Annotated in this window: 16 protein-coding genes; 8 read left to right on the top strand and 8 right to left on the bottom strand. The window is 36.1% G+C overall.

Features of this window, described 5'->3' with window-relative positions; genetic code table 11:
• The first annotated feature begins 94 nt into the window (after positions 1–94).
• The 3 genes from IPM14_07670 to IPM14_07660 are packed head-to-tail and all read left to right on the top strand — an operon-like array spanning position 95 to position 2581.
• Entirely contained in the window at positions 95–1018 is a 924-nt protein-coding gene (locus IPM14_07670) for an ABC transporter ATP-binding protein (protein MBK9097985.1), read from the top strand.
• On the top strand, positions 1015–1857 hold the full coding sequence (locus IPM14_07665) for an ABC transporter permease subunit (GenBank protein ID MBK9097984.1): 843 nt from the start codon (positions 1015–1017) through the stop codon (positions 1855–1857). Before IPM14_07670 ends, IPM14_07665 begins: the two co-directional genes overlap by 4 nt.
• Positions 1858–1873: 16 nt before the next feature.
• Positions 1874–2581: a hypothetical protein gene (locus IPM14_07660; GenBank protein MBK9097983.1), complete on the top strand. Its 708-nt coding sequence runs from the start codon at positions 1874–1876 to the stop codon at positions 2579–2581.
• Positions 2582–2867: 286 nt separating this feature from the next.
• Here IPM14_07660 and IPM14_07655 read toward each other — a convergent pair whose 3' ends face one another.
• The 4 genes from IPM14_07655 to IPM14_07640 are packed head-to-tail and all read right to left on the bottom strand — an operon-like array spanning position 2868 to position 5844.
• Positions 2868–3680 carry a dienelactone hydrolase family protein gene (locus IPM14_07655; GenBank protein ID MBK9097982.1) on the bottom strand — a complete coding sequence of 271 codons (813 nt, stop codon included), beginning with the start codon at positions 3678–3680 and terminating at the stop codon, positions 2868–2870.
• Between the two features lie 32 nt (positions 3681–3712).
• The gene (locus IPM14_07650; GenBank protein ID MBK9097981.1) at positions 3713–4072 is read right to left on the bottom strand and encodes a cupin domain-containing protein; all 360 of its coding nucleotides are present in this window, start codon (positions 4070–4072) and stop codon (positions 3713–3715) included.
• 15 nt (positions 4073–4087) lie between these two features.
• Positions 4088–5377, bottom strand: coding sequence for an MFS transporter (locus tag IPM14_07645; GenBank protein MBK9097980.1), 1290 nt, complete (start codon positions 5375–5377; stop codon positions 4088–4090).
• A 53-nt stretch (positions 5378–5430) separates the two neighbouring features.
• Positions 5431–5844 carry a hypothetical protein gene (locus IPM14_07640; protein MBK9097979.1) on the bottom strand — a complete coding sequence of 138 codons (414 nt, stop codon included), beginning with the start codon at positions 5842–5844 and terminating at the stop codon, positions 5431–5433.
• Positions 5845–6000: 156 nt separating this feature from the next.
• Here IPM14_07640 and trmB point away from each other — a divergent pair, with 156 nt between their 5' ends.
• The 4 genes from trmB (at position 6001) to IPM14_07620 (ending at position 12511) form a co-directional block, all read left to right on the top strand.
• Positions 6001–6642 (top strand): tRNA (guanosine(46)-N7)-methyltransferase TrmB, encoded by a 642-nt coding sequence (trmB, locus tag IPM14_07635; GenBank protein ID MBK9097978.1) that lies wholly within the window; start codon positions 6001–6003, stop codon positions 6640–6642.
• 88 nt (positions 6643–6730) lie between these two features.
• Positions 6731–7510, top strand: coding sequence for a PQQ-like beta-propeller repeat protein (locus IPM14_07630; GenBank protein ID MBK9097977.1), 780 nt, complete (start codon positions 6731–6733; stop codon positions 7508–7510).
• Positions 7507–10491: a carboxypeptidase regulatory-like domain-containing protein gene (locus IPM14_07625; protein MBK9097976.1), complete on the top strand. Its 2985-nt coding sequence runs from the start codon at positions 7507–7509 to the stop codon at positions 10489–10491. Before IPM14_07630 ends, IPM14_07625 begins: the two co-directional genes overlap by 4 nt.
• A gap of 340 nt (positions 10492–10831) precedes the next feature.
• On the top strand, positions 10832–12511 hold the full coding sequence (locus IPM14_07620; GenBank protein MBK9097975.1) for a L,D-transpeptidase family protein: 1680 nt from the start codon (positions 10832–10834) through the stop codon (positions 12509–12511).
• Here IPM14_07620 and IPM14_07615 read toward each other — a convergent pair whose 3' ends face one another.
• From IPM14_07615 to IPM14_07605, 3 genes are all read right to left on the bottom strand, one after another.
• The gene (locus tag IPM14_07615) at positions 12512–14557 is read right to left on the bottom strand and encodes a T9SS type A sorting domain-containing protein (protein ID MBK9097974.1); all 2046 of its coding nucleotides are present in this window, start codon (positions 14555–14557) and stop codon (positions 12512–12514) included. It lies immediately after the preceding gene.
• Between the two features lie 249 nt (positions 14558–14806).
• Positions 14807–15178, bottom strand: coding sequence for a hypothetical protein (locus tag IPM14_07610; protein MBK9097973.1), 372 nt, complete (start codon positions 15176–15178; stop codon positions 14807–14809).
• A gap of 31 nt (positions 15179–15209) precedes the next feature.
• Positions 15210–16763, bottom strand: a complete 1554-nt coding sequence (locus IPM14_07605) for a right-handed parallel beta-helix repeat-containing protein (GenBank protein ID MBK9097972.1) — start codon at positions 16761–16763, stop codon at positions 15210–15212.
• A gap of 210 nt (positions 16764–16973) precedes the next feature.
• Between IPM14_07605 and IPM14_07600 the strand changes: the two genes are divergently transcribed.
• Positions 16974–18944, top strand: coding sequence for a 1-deoxy-D-xylulose-5-phosphate synthase (locus tag IPM14_07600; protein MBK9097971.1), 1971 nt, complete (start codon positions 16974–16976; stop codon positions 18942–18944).
• Positions 18945–19028: 84 nt separating this feature from the next.
• Here IPM14_07600 and IPM14_07595 read toward each other — a convergent pair whose 3' ends face one another.
• Positions 19029–20267 carry a hypothetical protein gene (locus tag IPM14_07595; protein MBK9097970.1) on the bottom strand — a complete coding sequence of 413 codons (1239 nt, stop codon included), beginning with the start codon at positions 20265–20267 and terminating at the stop codon, positions 19029–19031.

The raw sequence follows: 20267 nt of genomic DNA, 5'->3' as shown, positions 1-20267 counted from the left end.
TTATGGAGACCGTTTGCCGCTCATCTAAAATTAGTTTCGTGCCAGAAAATTTTACATTAGTTTTGAATTGACATCCATAATATTAAGTGAATAATTGAGTTCATCTGAAAAAGTAATTGAGATTTCTTCATTAAGTAAAAGGTTCAAAGACGTACTCGCTGTTGATGAATTGGATTTAAATGTAAACAGAGGAGACGTGTTCGGATTTCTTGGCCCGAATGGTGCTGGTAAAAGCACTACAATCAGAATGATTCTTTCATTAATCTCTCCAACATCGGGAACTATTAATATTTTTGGAAAATCTCTTTTAGAAAATCGAAAAGAGATTCTCACTAACATCGGTGCGATAGTAGAAAAACCAGATTTTTATCTATATCTGCCTGCGATCAAAAACCTTGAAATATTGGCTAAAATCTCAGGAAAAGAGGTATCCCGAAAGAGAATAATGGAATTGTTGGAACTTGTCGGATTAAAAGACAGGGCAAAAAGCAAAGTCAAAACTTATTCGCACGGAATGAAGCAGAGATTAGGGATTGCTCAGACTTTATTGCACGATCCCGAACTTATAGTTCTTGATGAACCAACAACCGGACTTGACCCACAAGGGATGAAGGAAATCAGAGATTTAATTATTCGTTTAAGTAAAGAAGAAAACAAGACAATATTCCTTTCATCGCATATTTTATCTGAGATTGAGCTCGTTGCTAACCGTATGATAATTATTAACAAAGGTAAAAAGATTGTTGAGGGAGAAGTAAGCAAACTTCTTAATTCAAACAAGCTTAAAGTAACAATCGAAGTTGAAAACGTTGAATCTGTGAAGAAAATTCTTGAGACAACTAAATGGATAAATCAAGTTGAAACATTCACCGGAAATAAAATCAGTTTAAATCTTGAACAAAATGAAATTCCGATCATCAATAAATATCTCGTTGAAAACGGAATTATGGTAAATGCACTAGTTCCTGTTCGTTCGCTTGAAGATTATTTCCTCAGCATAACATCCGGTGCCAAATGATTAACACACTTGTTAGAATTGAGCTGTTAAAAATTTTCAGGAAATGGCGCACCTACATTGGATTTATCGCAATCGGAATTCTTGTTCCTTTACTTCATCTGGCAATGTATCTGGAAGGGGAAGAATCAATAAATTTTGTCACGAGAGGTTTGCGGGATTCATTCGTGCTGGTGGGGAATCTTCTTAACGGATACTGGATTTCGTACATAATACTGAATGCATTAACTATTCATATTCCTTTCTTAATAACATTGGTTGCGGGTGATCTGCTTGCCGGCGAAGCTACAGCCGGAACATACAGATTGCTTGTTACAAGACCTGTATCAAGGATGCAGATTGTAACCTCAAAGTTTCTTGGAGGGTTGATTTATACAAGCTCATTAATCCTTTTCCTGGCATTTATGAGTCTCGTAATCGGGCTAATCATTTTCGGCAGCGGGGAATTGATTGTTGCAGGAAGCCAGGCAATTATAATTTTCGAGAAAAGCGATATTTTGTGGAGGTTTGCTTTAGCTTATGGATTTGCAATTTTGAGTATGATGGTCGTTGCAAGTCTTGCAATCTTCTTTTCTTCACTTGTCGAAAATGCCATCGGTCCGATAGTTGCAACAATGGCAGTAATCATCATTTTTATTATTCTGTCTGCATTTGATGTTGAAATACTCAGGGAATTAAAACCGTATCTTTTCACAAGTTATATGATGAATTGGAGAGATTTTTTTGATGATCCAATGAATTATAGCGAAATAATGAAATCAGTATTTGTTCTTGCTGGTCACATAGTGGTGTTCTTTTCAGCAACCTCATTCATATTTAATAAAAAAGATATTCTCAGCTAATAAATTCAATAGACAAATGACTAATAAAATATTTATACTGATCTTAGTTTTATATGCAACAGTATTCAACCAGACAAAAAATCCGGAAGCGATTCTGGAAAAAGTTAAAGCTGAATTCGATAAAGTAGAAGATTACCAGGTTGATGTTCAGACAAAAATTGATGTAAGCTTTCTGAAAATGCCTGACAGGAAAGCAACAATCTATTATAAAAAACCGGATAAGTTTCACATCGATACAGAAAATTTTGCTATGCTTCCGAAGTCAGGACTGAATTTCTCACCACTCGGTTTTCTCAATTATAAATACACAGCTTTCTACGAAAGAGAGGATACAATCAAAGGAAATCCTGTCTCAGTAATAAAAGTAATTCCGCTGGAAGGCAGTGCTGAGGTTATAATCAGCACACTCTGGGTTGATACTCAAAGAAATATTATTCTTAAAGTTGAATCGTCAAGAAAGCCGCAGGGTAATTTTGTTGTCAATCTCGATTATCTGAAAACCACGGATGGGTTTTGGCTGCCATCATCAATTCTTTTTGAGTTTTCAATCGATGGTTCCGGTTTACCAAAAAGATTTGGAGATGACCGGGGTTCAAATGACAAACAGAAGAAAGATGATTCAAAAAAGGTTGAAACCGGAAAAGTTTATCTCACTTATTCCAATTATAAGGTAAACAAAGGATTGCCGGATTCAATATTTGAACAAAAAAGTGATAAGAAATAAAAATGGGCGGTCGGAAATTTTTATCACAATGAAAGTGAGGGCATAACATTGTTGGAAAGTTTCCCGACCGCCCGAATCTGATTACTAGGAGGCTACTCTTTATAAAAAGAGGTAATCAGACCCTTGGGAGGAGAATTATTTTTCTCTAATCCAAATATTGGTGAAAAAGTATTAATAATAAAGGCAGAATTTCGTCAACAAATTAATTTACTCGACGCAACTTTTTACAAACAAATAATTCCGCTTAAGATTTTGCCGATTTTTTCACGTTTGCAATTACCTGGTCTTATTTAGAGAAAACCCGACTGAAAACTTTTTTCATTTCCTCCCAGGATTCTTTATCTGCCTTCTCATTGTAAGCAAGCGGCATATTGAACTGCTTTCCAACACTATCTGCAATCGGATTTGTAAAACTGTGAATGGCTCCTTCATAATTGATAAATTCATACTGTACTTTTGCATTAGCCATTTCCTGCTTGAATGCATCTATTTGTTCCTGAGTGACAAATGGATCATCAGCCCCGTTGCAAACCAGTAAATATGCTTTAACTTTACCTTCCTCTGCGGGTACTATCGGTTGAATTCCGCCGTGGAAGCTTGCAACAGCTTTAAGATCTGTACCGATTCTTGCCATATGTAGAGCAACAGCACCACCAAAGCAGTAGCCAACAGCAGCAATTTTTTCCGGATCAACTGTATCTTGTTTTTTCAGGAAATCGTATGCTGCTAAAAACCTGTCTTCGCCCATTTTCACATTACTGAAAATAGCCGAGGTAAATTTTTGTGCATCTTCCGGATGATTAGCTTGTTTGCCATCACCAAACATATCAATGGCAAGAGCTGTATATCCCAATTCTGCAAGCATCCTTGCACGTTTGCGTGCGTATTCATTATGACCCCACCATTCGTGAACTACCAGAACTCCGGGTCGCTTCCCGTCCAGTTTATTATCGTAGACCAGGAATCCTTTTAAAACTGTACTATCCGAAACGTATTCGACTTCCTGTTCAACTAAATTTGAATTCTGTATCTTATTTTCTGAACATGATGCTGCAAATGCAAGAAGTAAAAGAATCGAAACAAGAATTATTTTTTTCATAGCTTCTCCTTAATAATGATTAAATGAATTAATTAATCTCTGTGAACTGTATCCGGTGAAAATGCAGGAATGCAAACAGCAATATATTCTGCACCTTCAGGATCTGGTGTGCTGTATTTTATCCATTCACCTGCCTGGGTTAGAATTGCTTGTCCTGCTTTTACATCAAATGTTTGATTTTTAGTTTGAACTCTTAACATTCCTTTCAATACAAGTGTATACTCATCGAACTCAGGAGTTTGTCCGGGTTCTTCCCAACCGGCAGGACTCGTCATTTTAGCAATGCTTACGTTTCCTGTCTTCGAGTTAACTCTTCCAAAAAATTCCTGAATGATTTTTGGTTTGTTACCGGCAGCTTCAATTATTGTTGGTGTTGAAATAATATTAGGCATAAATAAAATCCTTAATTAGTGTTCCAATTCTTTGAATTCACCAGCAGTTCTTGTAAAAATATAAATAGATATTATCCCTAAAATAAAATTTCCAGCAAGGCAAAACCACACATACTCAGGATTGCCTGTATCCCTGAAATATCCGTATAAGGAAGTGTAAATTACCCCGCTTAATGCACCACCCAGCCCGGTAGCTAAAAAGTTTGTGCCCATATACAATCCCGCTTTTTCTTTTGGTGCAAGCCACATTATATATTCCTGAATACGTGGTGATGAAATCATTTCTCCGACTGCAAATAAAAAAATACCGAGAAAGACTACTTCGGGAACAGATAAATAAGCATACCCGATCGTGAACATTCCAAGTGCGGCGACAAACAATCCAATATTAAATGATGGTATTGGTTTAAACTTTTCAAAAATTCTCGAGATGAAAATCTGGAATATCATAATTATATATCCCGTATGTGCAATGGTTTCTCCTAATAGTCTTCTTGTCCCATTCTCATCTTCCGCAGAAAGTATATTTGAAAACCACGTTGGAAAAATATTATCTATAATTATGAACAATCGCACGGTATCAAGATTTCTATCAATATAAACTGCAACCAGGTTGAAGAATGCCCATAACGGCAGCCAGAACATCAGTCCGAGTAAAATCAAAAAGATGAGGAATTTTACATCTGATAGAGCAACATACATATCCTTGAATTTTTGTTTAAGTGTTACATTTCCGATATCCCGGTTTGGTTCTTTATAAAAAAAGATTGTAATCAGAAGCATCAACCCAATCCCGATTGCAGCAGCAATGAAAGCGTGATTCCAGGATATTGCTCTTAATTTTCCGGCGACCACAGGTCCAAATGATGCACCGATATTTACCATTGCATAAAAAATTCCAAAGCCAAGTGTTTTATTAGTTGAATCCGTTGTAACTCTAACAGTTCTCGATATAAGCGGCTTGAAAATTCCAGCAGCTAATCCTATCCCAAGCATTGTAAGTGCGATACCTGTGAATGATTTTGTGACTATGAGTAAAAGAATCGTCGGTAAATAGGCGAGGTAAGAAATGATCAGAACTTTTTTGAATCCATATTTATCTGCAAATGTTCCTGAGAATATTGGAGTGGCATAAGAAAATAATAAAAATATACTTTGAACTATCCCCAGCTGACCTTTGCTGTATCCCAGATATTCCATATAAATGCCAAATCCCAGATAGATTCCGTAATAAGCAAACCTTTCAAGCACTTCTATTCCATTTGCAATCCAGAATACGAAAGGGAAGGGGGTTCTGTTTTTCATAGAATCCTTTAGTGAATAAATAATAAATATTTATAGAGATGAATAAGGTAAGGCTACACTTTTAATGCAGCAGCTGCTCGTTCATATTCTTCTGGTCTCACATACAGCAGATACCCGAAACTGCCTCTGTTATCAGTCACACCGTTAGATGCGTATACATTAACATTTGCACGGTAAAGTAACTGGTGAAGCTCAGCTAAAGCACCAAGTTCGTCATCTCCTTGAACCAGAATTGCGGGATGCGGCCCGTCAAGAGATAGTCCCGCTCTCTTTGCGTCAGCAACGAGTTTATCGGGAGTATCAGGAAAAAGTGTAAGCTGGGTTCTGTTAGGTCCAACAGGTATTGCTGTAAATGCAAGCAGGTTAATTCCGCTTTGTTCCAGTTGAGAAAGCAATTTATAAGCTTCTCCGGGCTGGTCTACAACTGAGCAATAAAAATAATCCACTTTTCTTATTTTGAATGACATGTTTCCTCCCGCTATTTAAGTTAAGGAATTTATTTTGTCTAAAAGATATGAAATCTGATATTCTATTAATACAAAGTTAGAATTTATATTTGTTTTTGCAATACTTATTAATAAAAAATATAATCATGCATCTGAGTTAATGCTAAATCCTTACTGATGGCACGAACAAAATATAAAAGAATAGAAGCTGCGAAAGAACTTAAGAATGTATTCAACACAAGAAATCATGATATAAGACAATCTCTAAACGATTTTTTTAATAAATCAGGAAAGTTCACACTTGAAATAGGCTGTGGAAGCGGAGAGTATTCTGTTGAATTAGCTTTGAGATTCCCGGAGAGATATTTTATTGGAATTGATGTAAAAGCGGCCAGAATTTATAACGGAGCATTAAAAGCAATAAATCTTAAACTGGATAATGTAGCTTTTGTTGTTGCCCGAGCTCAAAATTTAAATGAAATCTTTCCCGAAAAGTCCATTGAAGAAATTTATATACCTTTCCCCGATCCACATGTTCGAAGAGCGAATCATAATAGAAGACTAATTTCTCCGGATTTTCTCAAAATTTATAAGAAATTATTAACACCAAACGGAACAATTCATTTCAAAACAGACAATAAAGAATTATATGATTACGCATTAAAGACAATCTCGGAATTTGGATGCAAAATTGTATTTACAAGTAGCAATTTATATCAAGATCGTGCGGAAGAATTTTCGCATAATATAAAAACAAGTTTTGAATCACATTATATTAAGCAGGGAAGACATATCCGATATATCTGCTTTCGGTTTTAATTTATAACGAATAAATATAAGTTTGATAAGGTCGATTAAATAAATTCTGCGTACTCACAAATTCTCAATTCAATTTATGGAGGTTCGTATGAAATCTCAATCTGTACATTTCTTAGTTGTTGCAGTAGGGATTGCAGTATTTTCATTTCTCACCAACAATGCATTTACCCAGGATAAAAATTTTATAGGTACCAAATCAATCTATCAGGATGGCAATCTTGCCTTTGAAACAATCCCTGAAAAAAATATTGGTACGCTAGAGAACCTCAATGACCATATATATGGTATGAATAAAGCTCAGGGTGATAAATATGTTCTCGGTGGAAATGTTATCTGGTCTACACAGGATGCTGTAGCGATAGCTAATGTTGTTGGAATTAATTCAGCTGGTACCTCGGCATTAACGGGATGGGGACTGAATAATATGAGAGTTTCTCTTTACTCTGATGCTAATTCCAATCCAATATGGGAATTTCCAACCGGACAAGTTGATCCTTACATAGATATCTCAGGTGATGGATCAATAATAGCAGCTACTGCAGGCTCAGATTTTTATCTGCTAAACCCGGCAAATGGAAATATTGATTATCAATTCGAATTGCCTGATTCTTTTTATGCTTCATCGGTGACAGTATCCCGTGATGGTTTACTGGCTGTCGTTCTTGCAAATGCGTCTGGGAGCTCTACTACCTATAGAGCGTATGCATTTGATCTTGGAGGAAGCACACCATCAATTAAGTGGACTTATGATGTACCGGGAAGTGAAATTACTAATTGGGCAGGTGCTAACTTTTCAGCGGATGGTTCTAATGTTGCAGTAACAGGTCGATATCATCTTTATATGTTTAATAGCATTGATGGTAATTGATCTGGAAACACTTTCTTGATAACACAGAATCAGCGCCTGCAATTAGTGGAGATGGTAAAGTTGTGGCCACAGCTGATAACAGTGGCTTCGTTCAAACCTGGCATTTTGATTCTTTAACAAATGAATACTTTAAACTCTGGCAATATCGTGTTCCTGTTGGTGCATTTACGAACTGGGCCTCTTCAGTAGGGATTTCTGCTGATGGAAAAACCATTGTTGCTGGTTCTTTAATTTTTGTCGATCCTGCAAACAATGTATATGATGGTACTGTTATATGCTTTGACACTTATGGTGATGGCTTACCTAAATGGGTTTTTGCTGGTGGAGGAGATCTCGTAGATGATATAAAAGTTTCCGATGATGGGAAGGTTGCAACTGCAGTTACATGGGGTGATTTGGCACATACACGCCCGGACCTGATGGTGTTCGATACGCAAACTGGTGAATTAACATTTAATGTAGTTACACCAGGTTCATTTTTTACTTGTGATCTAAGCCCGGACGGTAAGCGAATGTTCGCTGGAGGAAAAGCAGTCCATGCACGTGAAATGGGAAGTGGTGGAAGAATATATCTCTGTGAAATACTACTCGGTGGAGGAACAATCAGCGGAACAGTAAATCTGACAAATACAGGTGACGACAGCGGTGTTTTAGTTAAAGCGGTAGGAACAACTCGTACTGCGATTACTGACATGAGTGGAAATTATATTCTAGAAAACGTTCCGGCAGGTACATATACAGTTCACGCAGAAAAACCCGGATACAATTTTGGATCTGTTGCAAATGTTGTTGTAACTGAAGGAGGAACAACTTCGGGAGTAAACATGTCACTGACTCCGTTTACCATTCAACCACCAACACTTAGTGCTTCAACAAATCTCACAGAGACGATATTACTTAGTTGGAGCTCATTATTTAGAAATCTTGAAAGAGAAAAAGAAATTGCACTCATGGTTGGTGATACAGAGAGAATGGATTTGTTACAATCTGATACCAGATCAATACTTCAGCAAGAAAACAAAATTAATTTTATCAGCGAGTTACCTGATGCAATTTTAGCAGATAGTATCGCTATCTACAGAAGCTTAGTTTCAGGAGGACCATATCAAAGAATTGCAAGAGTTCCTGCAACAGAAACAAGTTATAATGATATGGATGTATTTGCACTTAGAAATTATTACTATGTCATAAATGTTTTTAATGAAACAGGTCAAAGCATATATTCAAATGAAGCTATGGGAAAAGTCAGTGATTCTCTGCTAACTTTTAGTCTCGAAGTTCCTGAAGCATCCATTCCAAACATTGATGGAGTATTATCACCCGGCGAATGGGATGATGCATTCAAGCTTGATATTTCAGATATATTTGGTTATGGTGGTGGTGTACCAAGACCGCAGGGTTCGGCATATCTCTACTTAAAATTTGATGATGCAACCGATATGCTGTATGTAGCTGGTGAAGATTTTCTTAACCCAACGCTTGATGATAATGAAGGCTTTGGTTTATATATCGATGACAACAATAATAATGTTTTTGATGGCCAACCACCATTTATCAGGGAAGGAAATTTCTGGGCATACTGGCATCCGGGTGGAGCTGATCTCCGTTTCAGAGAAATTCCGACATACATCATCACTCCCTTATTTGATGCTGAAGTAGAGTTTTCAGATGTGAATGGTCATCTGCAAGGCGAATTCGGTATTCCTATGGGATTTATAGAAGGCTATCAACTTCAGGTTTTTGGTCCAGATAAAATTGTTGGATTAGGAGCATTTCTTATTGCGAGACAAGGAACAACTCCTGTTTACAGCGGTTGGTGGCCACAGACTATGAATACCGTTTTTAATCCGCAATACTTCGGTGATGTTGGTATTGATGTCTCATTGCTGGCAGCACCACAACCTCCGTCCAATATTTCTGTAACACGACAAGGTCAGGATCTACTAATTACGTGGGACGATCCGACACTAGGAATAAATAATGACCCGTTAACAGTTTCACCTACGATTAATATGTATAAGAACGGTGAATTCATAACATCATTCCAAACTGGTGTTGAATCATATCTTGATAACGATGTCTATTGTGTTGCCTGGTATGAGTACCAATTCGAAGCCTATATAATTAGTGGAAGCGATACACTAAACGGTCCAATGACAGCACCGTTTGGGGCTTATGCTTGTCAGGACCCAACACTTGTTCCAATATGTTATGATGATGGTGAATATGATGTATTTTATGTCGTTGATTTTACATGGTATGAAAATAAATTCGGAATTCGATTTACACCAACCAGTTATCCGGCTTACGTAAGAAAACTCGAAACAATTGTAAATGGTAATGATCCATTTGATTTTACAATCAATAAAGATAATAGCGGTATTCCAGGAGATATTATTGCTGGACCATATCGAGTATTTGATACAAGTCCTGCAACAGTTGGTACTATAATTAAAAATATTCCTGGTATAGATCCACCGGAAATCACTCAAGGTGATTTTTGGGTACTCATAAATTGGTTAGAAGCTACTCCGGGTGCTCCTGGTATTGGTGCAGATGCTGATCCTCCAATAGATTCACGAAGTATGTATTACACAAACTCAGGTGGTTGGGTTCAAATGACGAATGTAGATATTATGGTTACTGCCTATGTTTCAGATCAACCTGTTGGAGTTGAGGGCGACAATGAAGGAACTTTACCGATAACATTTGATTTAAAACAGAATTATCCAAACCCATTCAATCCGTCAACGGTAATTTCTTATCAGATTCCGCAGAGTGAATTTGTTACTCTGGAAATCTATAATTCACTCGGTGAAAAAGTTAAAACTCTGGTAAATGAAATACAGGAAAACGGATATTATCAGGTTCAATGGGATGGAAAGAATAATGCGGGTAGTCAATTGTCCAGCGGCATTTATTTGTATCGATTAAGTGCCGGTAATTATGTCAATGTTATGAAGATGGTCTTACTACGTTAAATTAGTTTGCTGTGTTATTTTAAGGCTCACTTCTGTAGTGAGCCTTTATTTTTTAAATCGGTATTCAAGGAGATTGTCCAATATCAAAACTTCATTCGAAGGAATTTAGTATTTTTACTTAGTGTTGTTTTAGTGTTTCCTGCGTGTCATTTAATTTCTGAAATTACAGTAATCGTATCAGGGTATAATTATAAAATCATTTACAAAATATTCCGTTTTAACCATTTTACTGTTCATTCTTCTATATTCCTGTACTAAAGAAGTATCGGAAGAAAGTAAGACTCTTAATGAAAAGTTAAATTTTAATAGCACTGAATATTCACAAGCTTTCAGAAAAAAGTTGATCGCTATTGATTCCAGTCTCTTTAAGCTTGATACACTTATCCAATACTACGATACTCTTAGAAGCTTTTACCTCTCAAGGAACTTTGAACCACTCTTTGTAAAAAATTTTGATGATGCTGATATTGTTTATTCAATATTATCTGTATTAGAAAAAGCTCCTGAACACGGATTAAATCCCGAACAATATCATTTTAGCAGCATATCAAGTGAGTTTACGAATGCAATAGACACATTGCCGAACAATTTAAGATATTCACAGCTAGCTAATGTAGAAGTATTATTGAGTGATGCAGTATTAAAGTACAGCTATCACCTTCGATATGGTGCAGTCAATCCAAAGGAAATATTTTCTGACTCTTACTACCTGCCACTGGATGATTCTTCAAAAGGAGACTTGTTCCAACCTCTCAGGCAGGAAAACATTTTACAATACCTGGCTGATATTCAACCTAAAAGCAAGAGATATACGGAACTGCAAACAGCTCTGACACATTACAGTAAATTCAAAGATCTTCAATGGGCTATCATTCCAATTCCTGCGAAAAAGATTGAACCTGGGAATAAAGACTCAGTTGTATCTAAGATAATAGAAAAACTTATTGCACTGGAGTATCTTGATACTTCCAAAATTAAAATCAGTGACTTTACTTTTTATGATTCAGTACTTGTCGAACGAGTGAAAGCTTTCCAGCGGAACAATGGTTTAGTAGACGATGGAATTATAGGGAAAAATACTATCGAGCGTTTTAGCATCTCACCGCAGCAATATCTGGAAACAATAAAATTGAACCTTGAAAGATTCAGATGGAATGAATATGCCGATACCGGAAAATATATTTTAGTGAACATCCCGGATTTTATGCTGTTTATAGTTGATAATGGTAAAAAAATCTTCAGCACAAAAGTATGTACAGGTTCAAAACGTTCCATTCATTTTCAGGAGCGAATGAAGGTCTACAAAAAAACAAAACGCTGGAGAGATAAACCTGACGATTGGGAAACTCCGAATATGTACGGAGAAATTTCGTATTTGGTTCTCAATCCGACATGGAATGTTCCGCCTAGCATAATGAGAGAAGAGATCGCCTATAAAATAAAAAAGGATTCCACGTATTTAGTTGATAAAAATTTTAAAGTATATAAAGATGGAGTTGAAATAAATCCTCTCGAAGTTACGTTAGATGAATTGTATTCCGATAAAATTCCATATAGAATTATCCAGGATCCGGGTGCGGGAAATGCTCTCGGAAAAATTAAATTCATGTTTAACAATCCATTTGGTATTTATCTTCACGATACTCCCAACAGACCTCCGTTCAATTTATCAAACAGGGCAGTGAGCCACGGCTGTGTGCGAGTTGAAAAACCATTACATCTGGCAGAATTCCTCTTGAGAAATCATCCAAAGTGGAATATTGATTATCTGAAAATTGAGATTGGACAAAAGGTCAATGATAAAACAATCGTTTCAGAATATTGGCAGAAACGGGAGTCGTTGCGAAAATATGCAAGTCTTGGTGAAACTACGGACGTTATGCTTGCACAAAAAACATCTCTCTACATCGATTATTACACTGCCTGGATTAACGAAGATGGAGTTTTACAATTGAGAGCGGATGTTTATGACAGGGATAAAGTGCTATTAGATTATATAACTTCGAAAAAACTTATCTGATCACTTTAGGAGAAGCATCTTCTTCGATTGTACGAATTCATTGGCAATCATTCTATAAATGTACGTTCCCGAACTCATCTGGTTTCCGGATTCATCTAGTCCATTCCATTCCATTGTATATTGGCCTCTTTGCACTTCATCATTGAATAATGTTTTTATTTCCCGTCCCAGTATATCATAAATTTTTATTAATACCTTACTGTCAACGGGTACTTCAAATTTAACACTTGTTGTTGGATTGAACGGGTTCGGATAATTCTGATAAAGAATGTAATCCAGAGGAATATAGAGCGGAGTTCCATAAACTATTTCGATTTCAGCATCAAAAATCCTTTGTCTGTTGATATCGATCAAAATTAGTTTTTCAATGCTTACTTCGGCAGGATTGCTTATAAATAATGGGATATCAGAAATAAAATTTTCTCCTGATTTTATGGTTTTTAATCCTTTTCTATCGTAAAGTAAAACTCTCAAAAGATCATCATCCTTGGTATAATAGCCATGCCCGAGATCAGTTTTGATTTCCATATTGTTCAACACCTGAAAATTTCCATTAAACTCGACTTGAACGGCTCTAACATCTACGGTTGAATTTAGGTAAGCAGAAATACCATTATCGTGAATATAAAATGTTACTTTATATTCTTCTCCATTCGATTTAGGCAGGCTTGTAAATGAACATGCATTTATAGAAACGCCATTTGGATAAACACCATTTAAAATAATATTTTGAAGCAGGGAAAGGTCCTGCACATTGACGTAAGCATCCGGGTTTGGAGCTGGTTCTCCCGGAATCCATGGAGCTATATTTGCCCGGATAAATTCATCAGCATCAAGAGAATCTCTTCCTACAATGTGGTCAACAACTAAAATTATATCAAGAATATCTAAACAACCATCGCCGTTAACATCACCATAAGCAGCTACTCTGTTAAGTGCGATTACCGTTAATTCATTTCTTGATGGAGTTATATCAATCGGAAAACCCTGATAAGTACTGGCTTCTGCATCAGAAATTTTTATTGAAGATTTAACGCTATCCTGCAACGCAGGCAAATCAGCTACCCGATATTTAACTTTCAGCAGTTCGTTGTAGTCACCTGGAGGCAATCCGTTGTTCTGGTTGAGATTAAACAATAGAACCAGAATTTCATCAACCGATGCTCCATTGCCGGTAAGAGGTCCACGGATGACATTGTAAGTTAGCACCCAGCTCGGATCAATTACATCAGCACCTTTCTGAATATTCTGGAATGTGAGAATTACATTATCATCGATGACCTGGTTAACTAATAATCTGAATTGTATTGCCTGAGCTTTATAGGATAATCCTTTAAGTTGTAAAAGATCTACATATGAATCATCTTCTAGCCGATAAACAGTATCTTCTACAAAAATTAATCCCTGGGTCGGTATAGTTGGAATCCCTTTAATAACTACTTTGAATTCATCTCTTGAAGGAGTTATGTCAATTGGCTGACCCTGAGGTGTGCTTGCCAGAGCATCAGTGATTCTCATTGATGATTTTACGCTATCTTCTAATACCGCAATATTAGCTACTCTATAATTTACTTTAACAAGCTCATTATAGTCTCCTGGTTGCAGTGAGCCATTTTGATTTAAATTATAAATCAGGATTAATACTTCGTCCTTGGAAGCACCATTCTCTAAAATTGTACCCCGGATAATATTATAAGTTAATATCCACCCTATATGTTGAAGGTCCGTACCTTTTTCTAAATCCTGAAAAACCAGAATTGTACTATCATTTTCAACTTTATTAACTTGAATTCGAAACTGAATGGCGTGGGCATAACCTGTAAGATTTTTTAATTGAATTATATCAGTATAAGAACTGTCATCTGAGCGGTAAGTAAATTCCTTTTCGAAAATTAATCCGGATTCTTCCGAAGAAAAAAATGAAAAGGAATTTGAATCAGGTTCAATTGGATTGTTCTGAATCTTGTTTTCTGCTGTTAAAACTCCAATCGCAGGAATTAAAACAAAGAATAAATAGAATGAAATTAATTTACGGGAAACCCGCATCCTTGTTCTCTTCTTAAAAAATATTACTCAACCACGAGCAATTTTATTCAATAACAATACCAGCTTTGCTGCTTATTTTGATACAGTAATTCGTGTGAAAATCATCCTTAAACACAATTTTTGAAAGTCAGCTGTTAGGTGAAGCAAAGAAAGAATAGCGTGGTGATGTAATTATTGCGGTGAATATCAATTAAAGAAGAGTACTTCGATACTTGTTGGAGATCATTAGCTCAAATATGCAAAAATTAATTAGCCTCCTGTATCAAAAGTTGAGTAGAACCCAATCACTATCAGTGTTAGTCCTAATAATACTAAAGTAATGGTTCCGCCCAAATCAAATCTCATTTCTTTTATTTTATCGACTTCGTCCATATCTATAGAGGTCTCTTCGATCCCTTTATGCACTGTTAATGAATCTCTAATTACTTTCACATAGTTAGTATCATTTTTCTCAACAACGAATTCTTTTCCGTTCATATAGACAATTTTAATATCCTCCATTGATTCGATTTTATTGTAATCATCTTTTGGTATAGTGAAATATGTATGACAACCAGTTACCAAAATCGAAATGGATAGTACCCAGATTGTGAAATGAAAACTTATGCGTGAAAATTTCAAAGTAAAGTATCTTTAATAATTTGATGATTGCTTATTTAAGCAATAACATTTTTTTTGTCTGTCTGAAATCTCCGCAATTTAATTGATAAAAGTAAATCCCGCTTGGAAGATCAACAGCATTAAACTCAACTTTATAACTACCAGAAGGTTTGTATTCATCTACTAAAGTTGCGACGCAATTTCCAAGTAAATCATAAACACTTAAATTTACATTACCGCTCACCAATAACTGATAACCGATCACTGTTCTGGGATTAAACGGATTAGGATAATTCTGATATAACTGAAATGATTGAGGAAAATTTTCTTCAATAATTTCTGTAGTGCTTGTGTATTCGTAACAGCCAATGTCAAATCCACTTCCCTGGGGACGTGTAATTTTATCAAGATCTTCGAATACTGTCGGTAAAACTAAATTTGTCCCTGCATCAACAGCTTGCGAGTTTTGCAGTAGATGATAATTGCCATTCGCGTGATCAGTAAATATTTGATCTTCCGGATCAGCTAACATTGAATGTAGATCATATCCTAGCGATTGCCATTGAGACAAACTCATATTTGAATTTCCGTCATCGTCACTCAGCCTGTTTACAAGAATATTATAATCGCTTGTAAATCCATTCATCGAAGCAGCGTCCACAGAAATGCTTCCTCTGAAACTGTGATGATTAATTAAAATATTATTGTAGAGTGTATTTCCGGTTGAACCATTAACAGAAATGATACACCATCTTCCATCGGAAGGCTGAATGACAGTGTTGTTATAAACTTTATTATTCTTCGAAGCATCACCACCATCTATCTGATACATTGCAATTCCTGTTGCGTGATTGTTGTAAATCAGGTTATTGAAAATCTCGGAATCCTGAACTCCATCCATATTTATTGCTGAACCGCCGCCATATCCGTTATCGTGTATAATATTGCCTTCAACAACCGCATTACTGATAATTCCATCGCCGCCCATAGATATATCTCCATTCATATGAATGCCGCATCCATTATTGTTGAATGAATGATTGTTTCTGATAATTGCCCGGTCACTGCTGTTGGAAAGATAAATTCCATGTTCATCTTCAGAGAAAGAACACGAATTATTTTCGATTATGATATCATCTGTAAATCCAGTAAAAATTCCCCATCGATAGTTGTTGTGGCAGTCGTTATTTCTGATTACAACAAAATCTGAAAGTACTATTCTTATTCCTGCTCTTGGTTGTTCCATAACTTCAAATCCATCAATTACAATCCAATCAGCATTTTCAATGTTTATTCCATCGGGGGTGACAGAATTTCTTTCATCGATTACAACATTATATTCAATCGCTTTAAAAACTATTGGTGAGTTTTGAGTTCCATCTGTTCTTATATCAAAACCAACATAATTTCCTTCAAGCACTAAGACGAAATCTCCCGCAGAAACCATATCCGCTGCATACTGCAGAGTTGCAAATGCAGTCTGAGGAGTTAATCCATTATTACTGTTACTTCCTGATTCTGAAACATAATAATTCGTTGAATAAGTGGTGAAACTTAAGCTGGCAATTAGAGCAATCGTTAATATGATTTGTAATTTTGATTTCATATGCTTTCTCCATTTTATATATTATTTAATGAAGACAATTAGAATACCAGATCACAAGGAGTAAATATTTTAACCAGAAGTGATTTTCAGCAACTTAACAATCTGTTAAAGCGACAAAGATTACATTTTAACCGTCTATTATGGTAATTTTACGAAGCGTTTTTATTCAACTTTTAACTACAAAACAGACGATTTTATTGGAGCATTTCAATGAATTTTAACCTCATAAAAAAATCAGAATTCGATAAAGTAAAATCATCCAGCAGTGCTTGGGCAACGAGGATGGAATTGTTTGCCGATATGTGCAGATACAACACTCTCGTTGCAGTAAAGAAAGCCGGTTCAGGTCATCTTGGCTCTTCACTCAGTGCGATGGATATTACAACTTATCTTTATTTAAATGAAATGAACGTTTTAGAAGTTGGACTCGATTCGCATGACAGAGATATTTATTTCTCATCGAAAGGTCACGATGTACCAGGATTATATTCTCTCTTTTATGCACTCGGAATTATTCCTGAAGAAAAATTATTAATGCTCAGAAGATTGCATGGTCTTGACGGTCATCCTGAAGTTCGTCAGCCAGGAATTGAAGCAAGTACCGGTTCACTCGGAATGGGAATCTCTAAAGCAAAAGGAATGGCCTGGGCAAAAAATTATAACAAGAGCAAAGGTCACGTTTATGTTTTAACAGGTGATGGTGAATTCCAGGAAGGACAGATTTACGAATCTCTCCAGGCAACTGCACACCAAAAAGTCAATAATGTAATTGCAATTATGGATCATAACAAGTATCAAACTGATATGCTCGTTGCAGATGTAAATAATATTGAAGATGTTGTTGAAAAAGTTAAAGCATTTGGTTGGTATGTAGTTCGAATTGATGGACACGATTATAATATGCTCAAGCATACATTCAATGCGATGAAGAAGTTAACTGATAAACCAAAAATGATTATTGCAGATACAATTAAGGGAAGGGGAGTTTCCTTTATGGAAAAACCTCTTACTGAAACTTTCCAGGGAAAGACTCTTTACAAATGGCATTCAGGTGCACCGGATGATGAAAGCTATGAAAAGGGTCTGGCTGAACTGACTGAAACAATTAACAAACTTTCTGAAAAACTTGGAGTTGGAAAAATTCAGATTCCGGAGAACAAATCAGAGGGTAAACCAATAACAAAGCTCGATAAAGAATTTGTCACAGAAGCTTATGGTGAAGCGTTGGTTGAACTTGCAAAGACAAACAAGAAATTTGTTGTGCTCGACGGTGATCTCTCTGCGGATTGCAAACTGCGTAACTTCGAGAAAACTTATCCGGATAGATTTATTGAAAATGGAATTGCTGAACAGGATATGGTTTCAATGGCTGGCGGATTAGCAAGAATGGGATTGATACCGATTGTGAATACATTTGCCAGCTTTCTTGCGGCAAGGGCCAATGAGCAGATTTATAATAACGCAGGTGAGAAAACTAAAATTATTTACACCTGTCATTTTTCAGGGATGATTCCAGCAGGACCGGGAAAGTCGCATCAAAGTGTACGTGATATTTCCTTGTTTAGAGCTTTGCCTAATGTTACGATCATTCAACCGTGCAATGCTGAAGAAACAGAGTGGGCAACCGATTATTGTATTAATATTTCAGAAGAAAATTGTGTGCTTAGATTGGTAATTGGTCCTTCACCAGAAAGAATTCAGTTACCGAAAGATTATAAATTCAAAGTCGGTGTTGGTGCTGAATTAACTCAAGGCAACGATGCAATTTTATTTGGATACGGACCGGTAATGCTTCACGAAGCTTTAGTTGCTGCAGATTATTTGAAAAAGATTGGATTCAGTTTGAAGGTTGTTAATATGCCATGGCTTAATAAAATTGATAAAGAATGGCTGAAGAAAGTTGTCAGTGATCAAAAGAAAATATTTGCATTGGAAGATCATTCTGCTGTTGGTGGATTAGGAGATAGATTACTAAACGAATTAGTGTCAATTCGTGCAATTAGTGGCAAAGAATTTATAAACTTCGGATTAAAAGAATATCCCGAATGCGGAACTCCGCTTGAAGTTCTTGAATTTCATAAACTGGATGGTAAGTCACTTGCTCAAAGAATATCAGGTGTGAAGGATATCGAAGCGGAAGAAAAAATCAAACAGAAATACACTGCTGATGCGCCGCAGTAGGTCTGTGTCATTCCTGCGGAAGCAGGAATCTAAGAAATAAAGTGGATTCCCGTTTTCACGGGAATGACAGGTTCCATTTATCTCCTATTCAAACAACTTATTTAAATTGTGAACATAAAATGCAAGCCCGGTCATTTTTGTTTCATTCCATGCATCAGCGAAGTAGTTTGTATTATAATATCTAATATCAAAGTGATCTCTTAAAAAATCTGTGATAGGATTTCGAGCCCACAATGCATAGAGTTTCAGCAATCCTTTTGCTCTTATCTCGTATCCATTTGTTTTTTGTAGATCAGGATAACCCCGACCAGAAAAGTGACCAAAAGTGTAAGTGAATGTTTCAAAAAAATCGAGCCTGGTTCCTGTACGTGTTACGATTTTTTCGTTGCCTTCGATTTGAACTATGTTTTTCCAGAATTTCAGATCGCTTAAAGTTGGTTGATACTCCCAATCACTTGTCATTGATTCTCTTTTAATCAAAATATCATCTGCTTCGACTGTAAATGAAAGATTGAATGCATTAATTCTGAAATCATCTGATACCAAATCAAAGCCAGTTGAAATTCCATAACCCAGTCTATCCGTTCTAGGAAGAGGATCAGCCTGATTCTTATCAATGTAATAAAATTCTTCTCCGATATTCGATTTCGAATAGCCAAGTGAAAAGTCAAAAGTTGGTTTTGCAAAAAAACTTTTATCTAACTGAAACTGTAGCTTTTCATCGATTAATCTTAATACGGGAATACTTAATAGAATCCCAAAGTCATTCACAGTTGTTTTTCTTGTTAGACTGCTTGGTTCACCAAGATCTGGAACTATTGTTGAACTTACTTCTTTAATAGAATATCCAATACTAATTTGAACGAAATAATCAATTCCTAAACCGATTGAATATGAATTATAAAAATCTTTGACTTCTCCTAAAGGAGGTTCGAATATTCCTTGGAAGCCATAATCAAAATCAGAATTTGCATACCCAAAACCAAAACTCAGAGGGAATCCAATTATATCATTAAAATTATAACCTACATTAAATGCTATTCCATTTAATTCAAGCCAACCAAATCCAAGCCAATCTACTTTTGATGGGTAGAAAATGTAAGAGAGATTATTGGTCTGGCTTGTGTATCCCAATTGCGCTGGATTCCATAGAAATGCAAATGGATCATCTGTTGGTAATGCAGTTCCGGTTGCACCCATTGCACTAAGTGATGGAGAAGGATTTAGCAATAAAAATGGAACTGCAGCTTCGCCCTGCGCAAAGTTTGTAACTAAAAATAATTGGAATAGAATAAGGATGGTTAAAGAGCATCTAGTTTTCAT

This window comes from bacterium (assembly GCA_016716565.1).
In the GTDB taxonomy this organism is placed as follows: Bacteria; Bacteroidota; Ignavibacteria; order Ignavibacteriales; family Ignavibacteriaceae; genus IGN2.
The sequence above is the reverse complement of the archived record's forward strand: the minus strand, read 5'-3'. Positions and strand labels throughout refer to the sequence as shown.

Bases quoted from the DNA above. Each gene is read 5' to 3' on its own strand.
- IPM14_07605 (MBK9097972.1), bottom strand. From the start codon at position 16,763: ATGAAATCAAAATTACAAATCATATTAACGATTGCTCTAATTGCCAGC.
- trmB (MBK9097978.1), top strand. From the start codon at position 6,001: ATGGCACGAACAAAATATAAAAGAATAGAAGCTGCGAAAGAACTTAAG.
- IPM14_07645 (MBK9097980.1), bottom strand. From the start codon at position 5,377: ATGAAAAACAGAACCCCCTTCCCTTTCGTATTCTGGATTGCAAATGGA.
- IPM14_07630 (MBK9097977.1), top strand. From the start codon at position 6,731: ATGAAATCTCAATCTGTACATTTCTTAGTTGTTGCAGTAGGGATTGCA.
- IPM14_07655 (MBK9097982.1), bottom strand. From the start codon at position 3,680: ATGAAAAAAATAATTCTTGTTTCGATTCTTTTACTTCTTGCATTTGCA.
- IPM14_07665 (MBK9097984.1), top strand. From the start codon at position 1,015: ATGATTAACACACTTGTTAGAATTGAGCTGTTAAAAATTTTCAGGAAA.
- IPM14_07595 (MBK9097970.1), bottom strand. From the start codon at position 20,267: ATGAAAACTAGATGCTCTTTAACCATCCTTATTCTATTCCAATTATTT.
- IPM14_07600 (MBK9097971.1), top strand. From the start codon at position 16,974: ATGAATTTTAACCTCATAAAAAAATCAGAATTCGATAAAGTAAAATCA.
- IPM14_07640 (MBK9097979.1), bottom strand. From the start codon at position 5,844: ATGTCATTCAAAATAAGAAAAGTGGATTATTTTTATTGCTCAGTTGTA.
- IPM14_07615 (MBK9097974.1), bottom strand. From the start codon at position 14,557: ATGCGGGTTTCCCGTAAATTAATTTCATTCTATTTATTCTTTGTTTTA.
- IPM14_07660 (MBK9097983.1), top strand. From the start codon at position 1,874: ATGACTAATAAAATATTTATACTGATCTTAGTTTTATATGCAACAGTA.
- IPM14_07650 (MBK9097981.1), bottom strand. From the start codon at position 4,072: ATGCCTAATATTATTTCAACACCAACAATAATTGAAGCTGCCGGTAAC.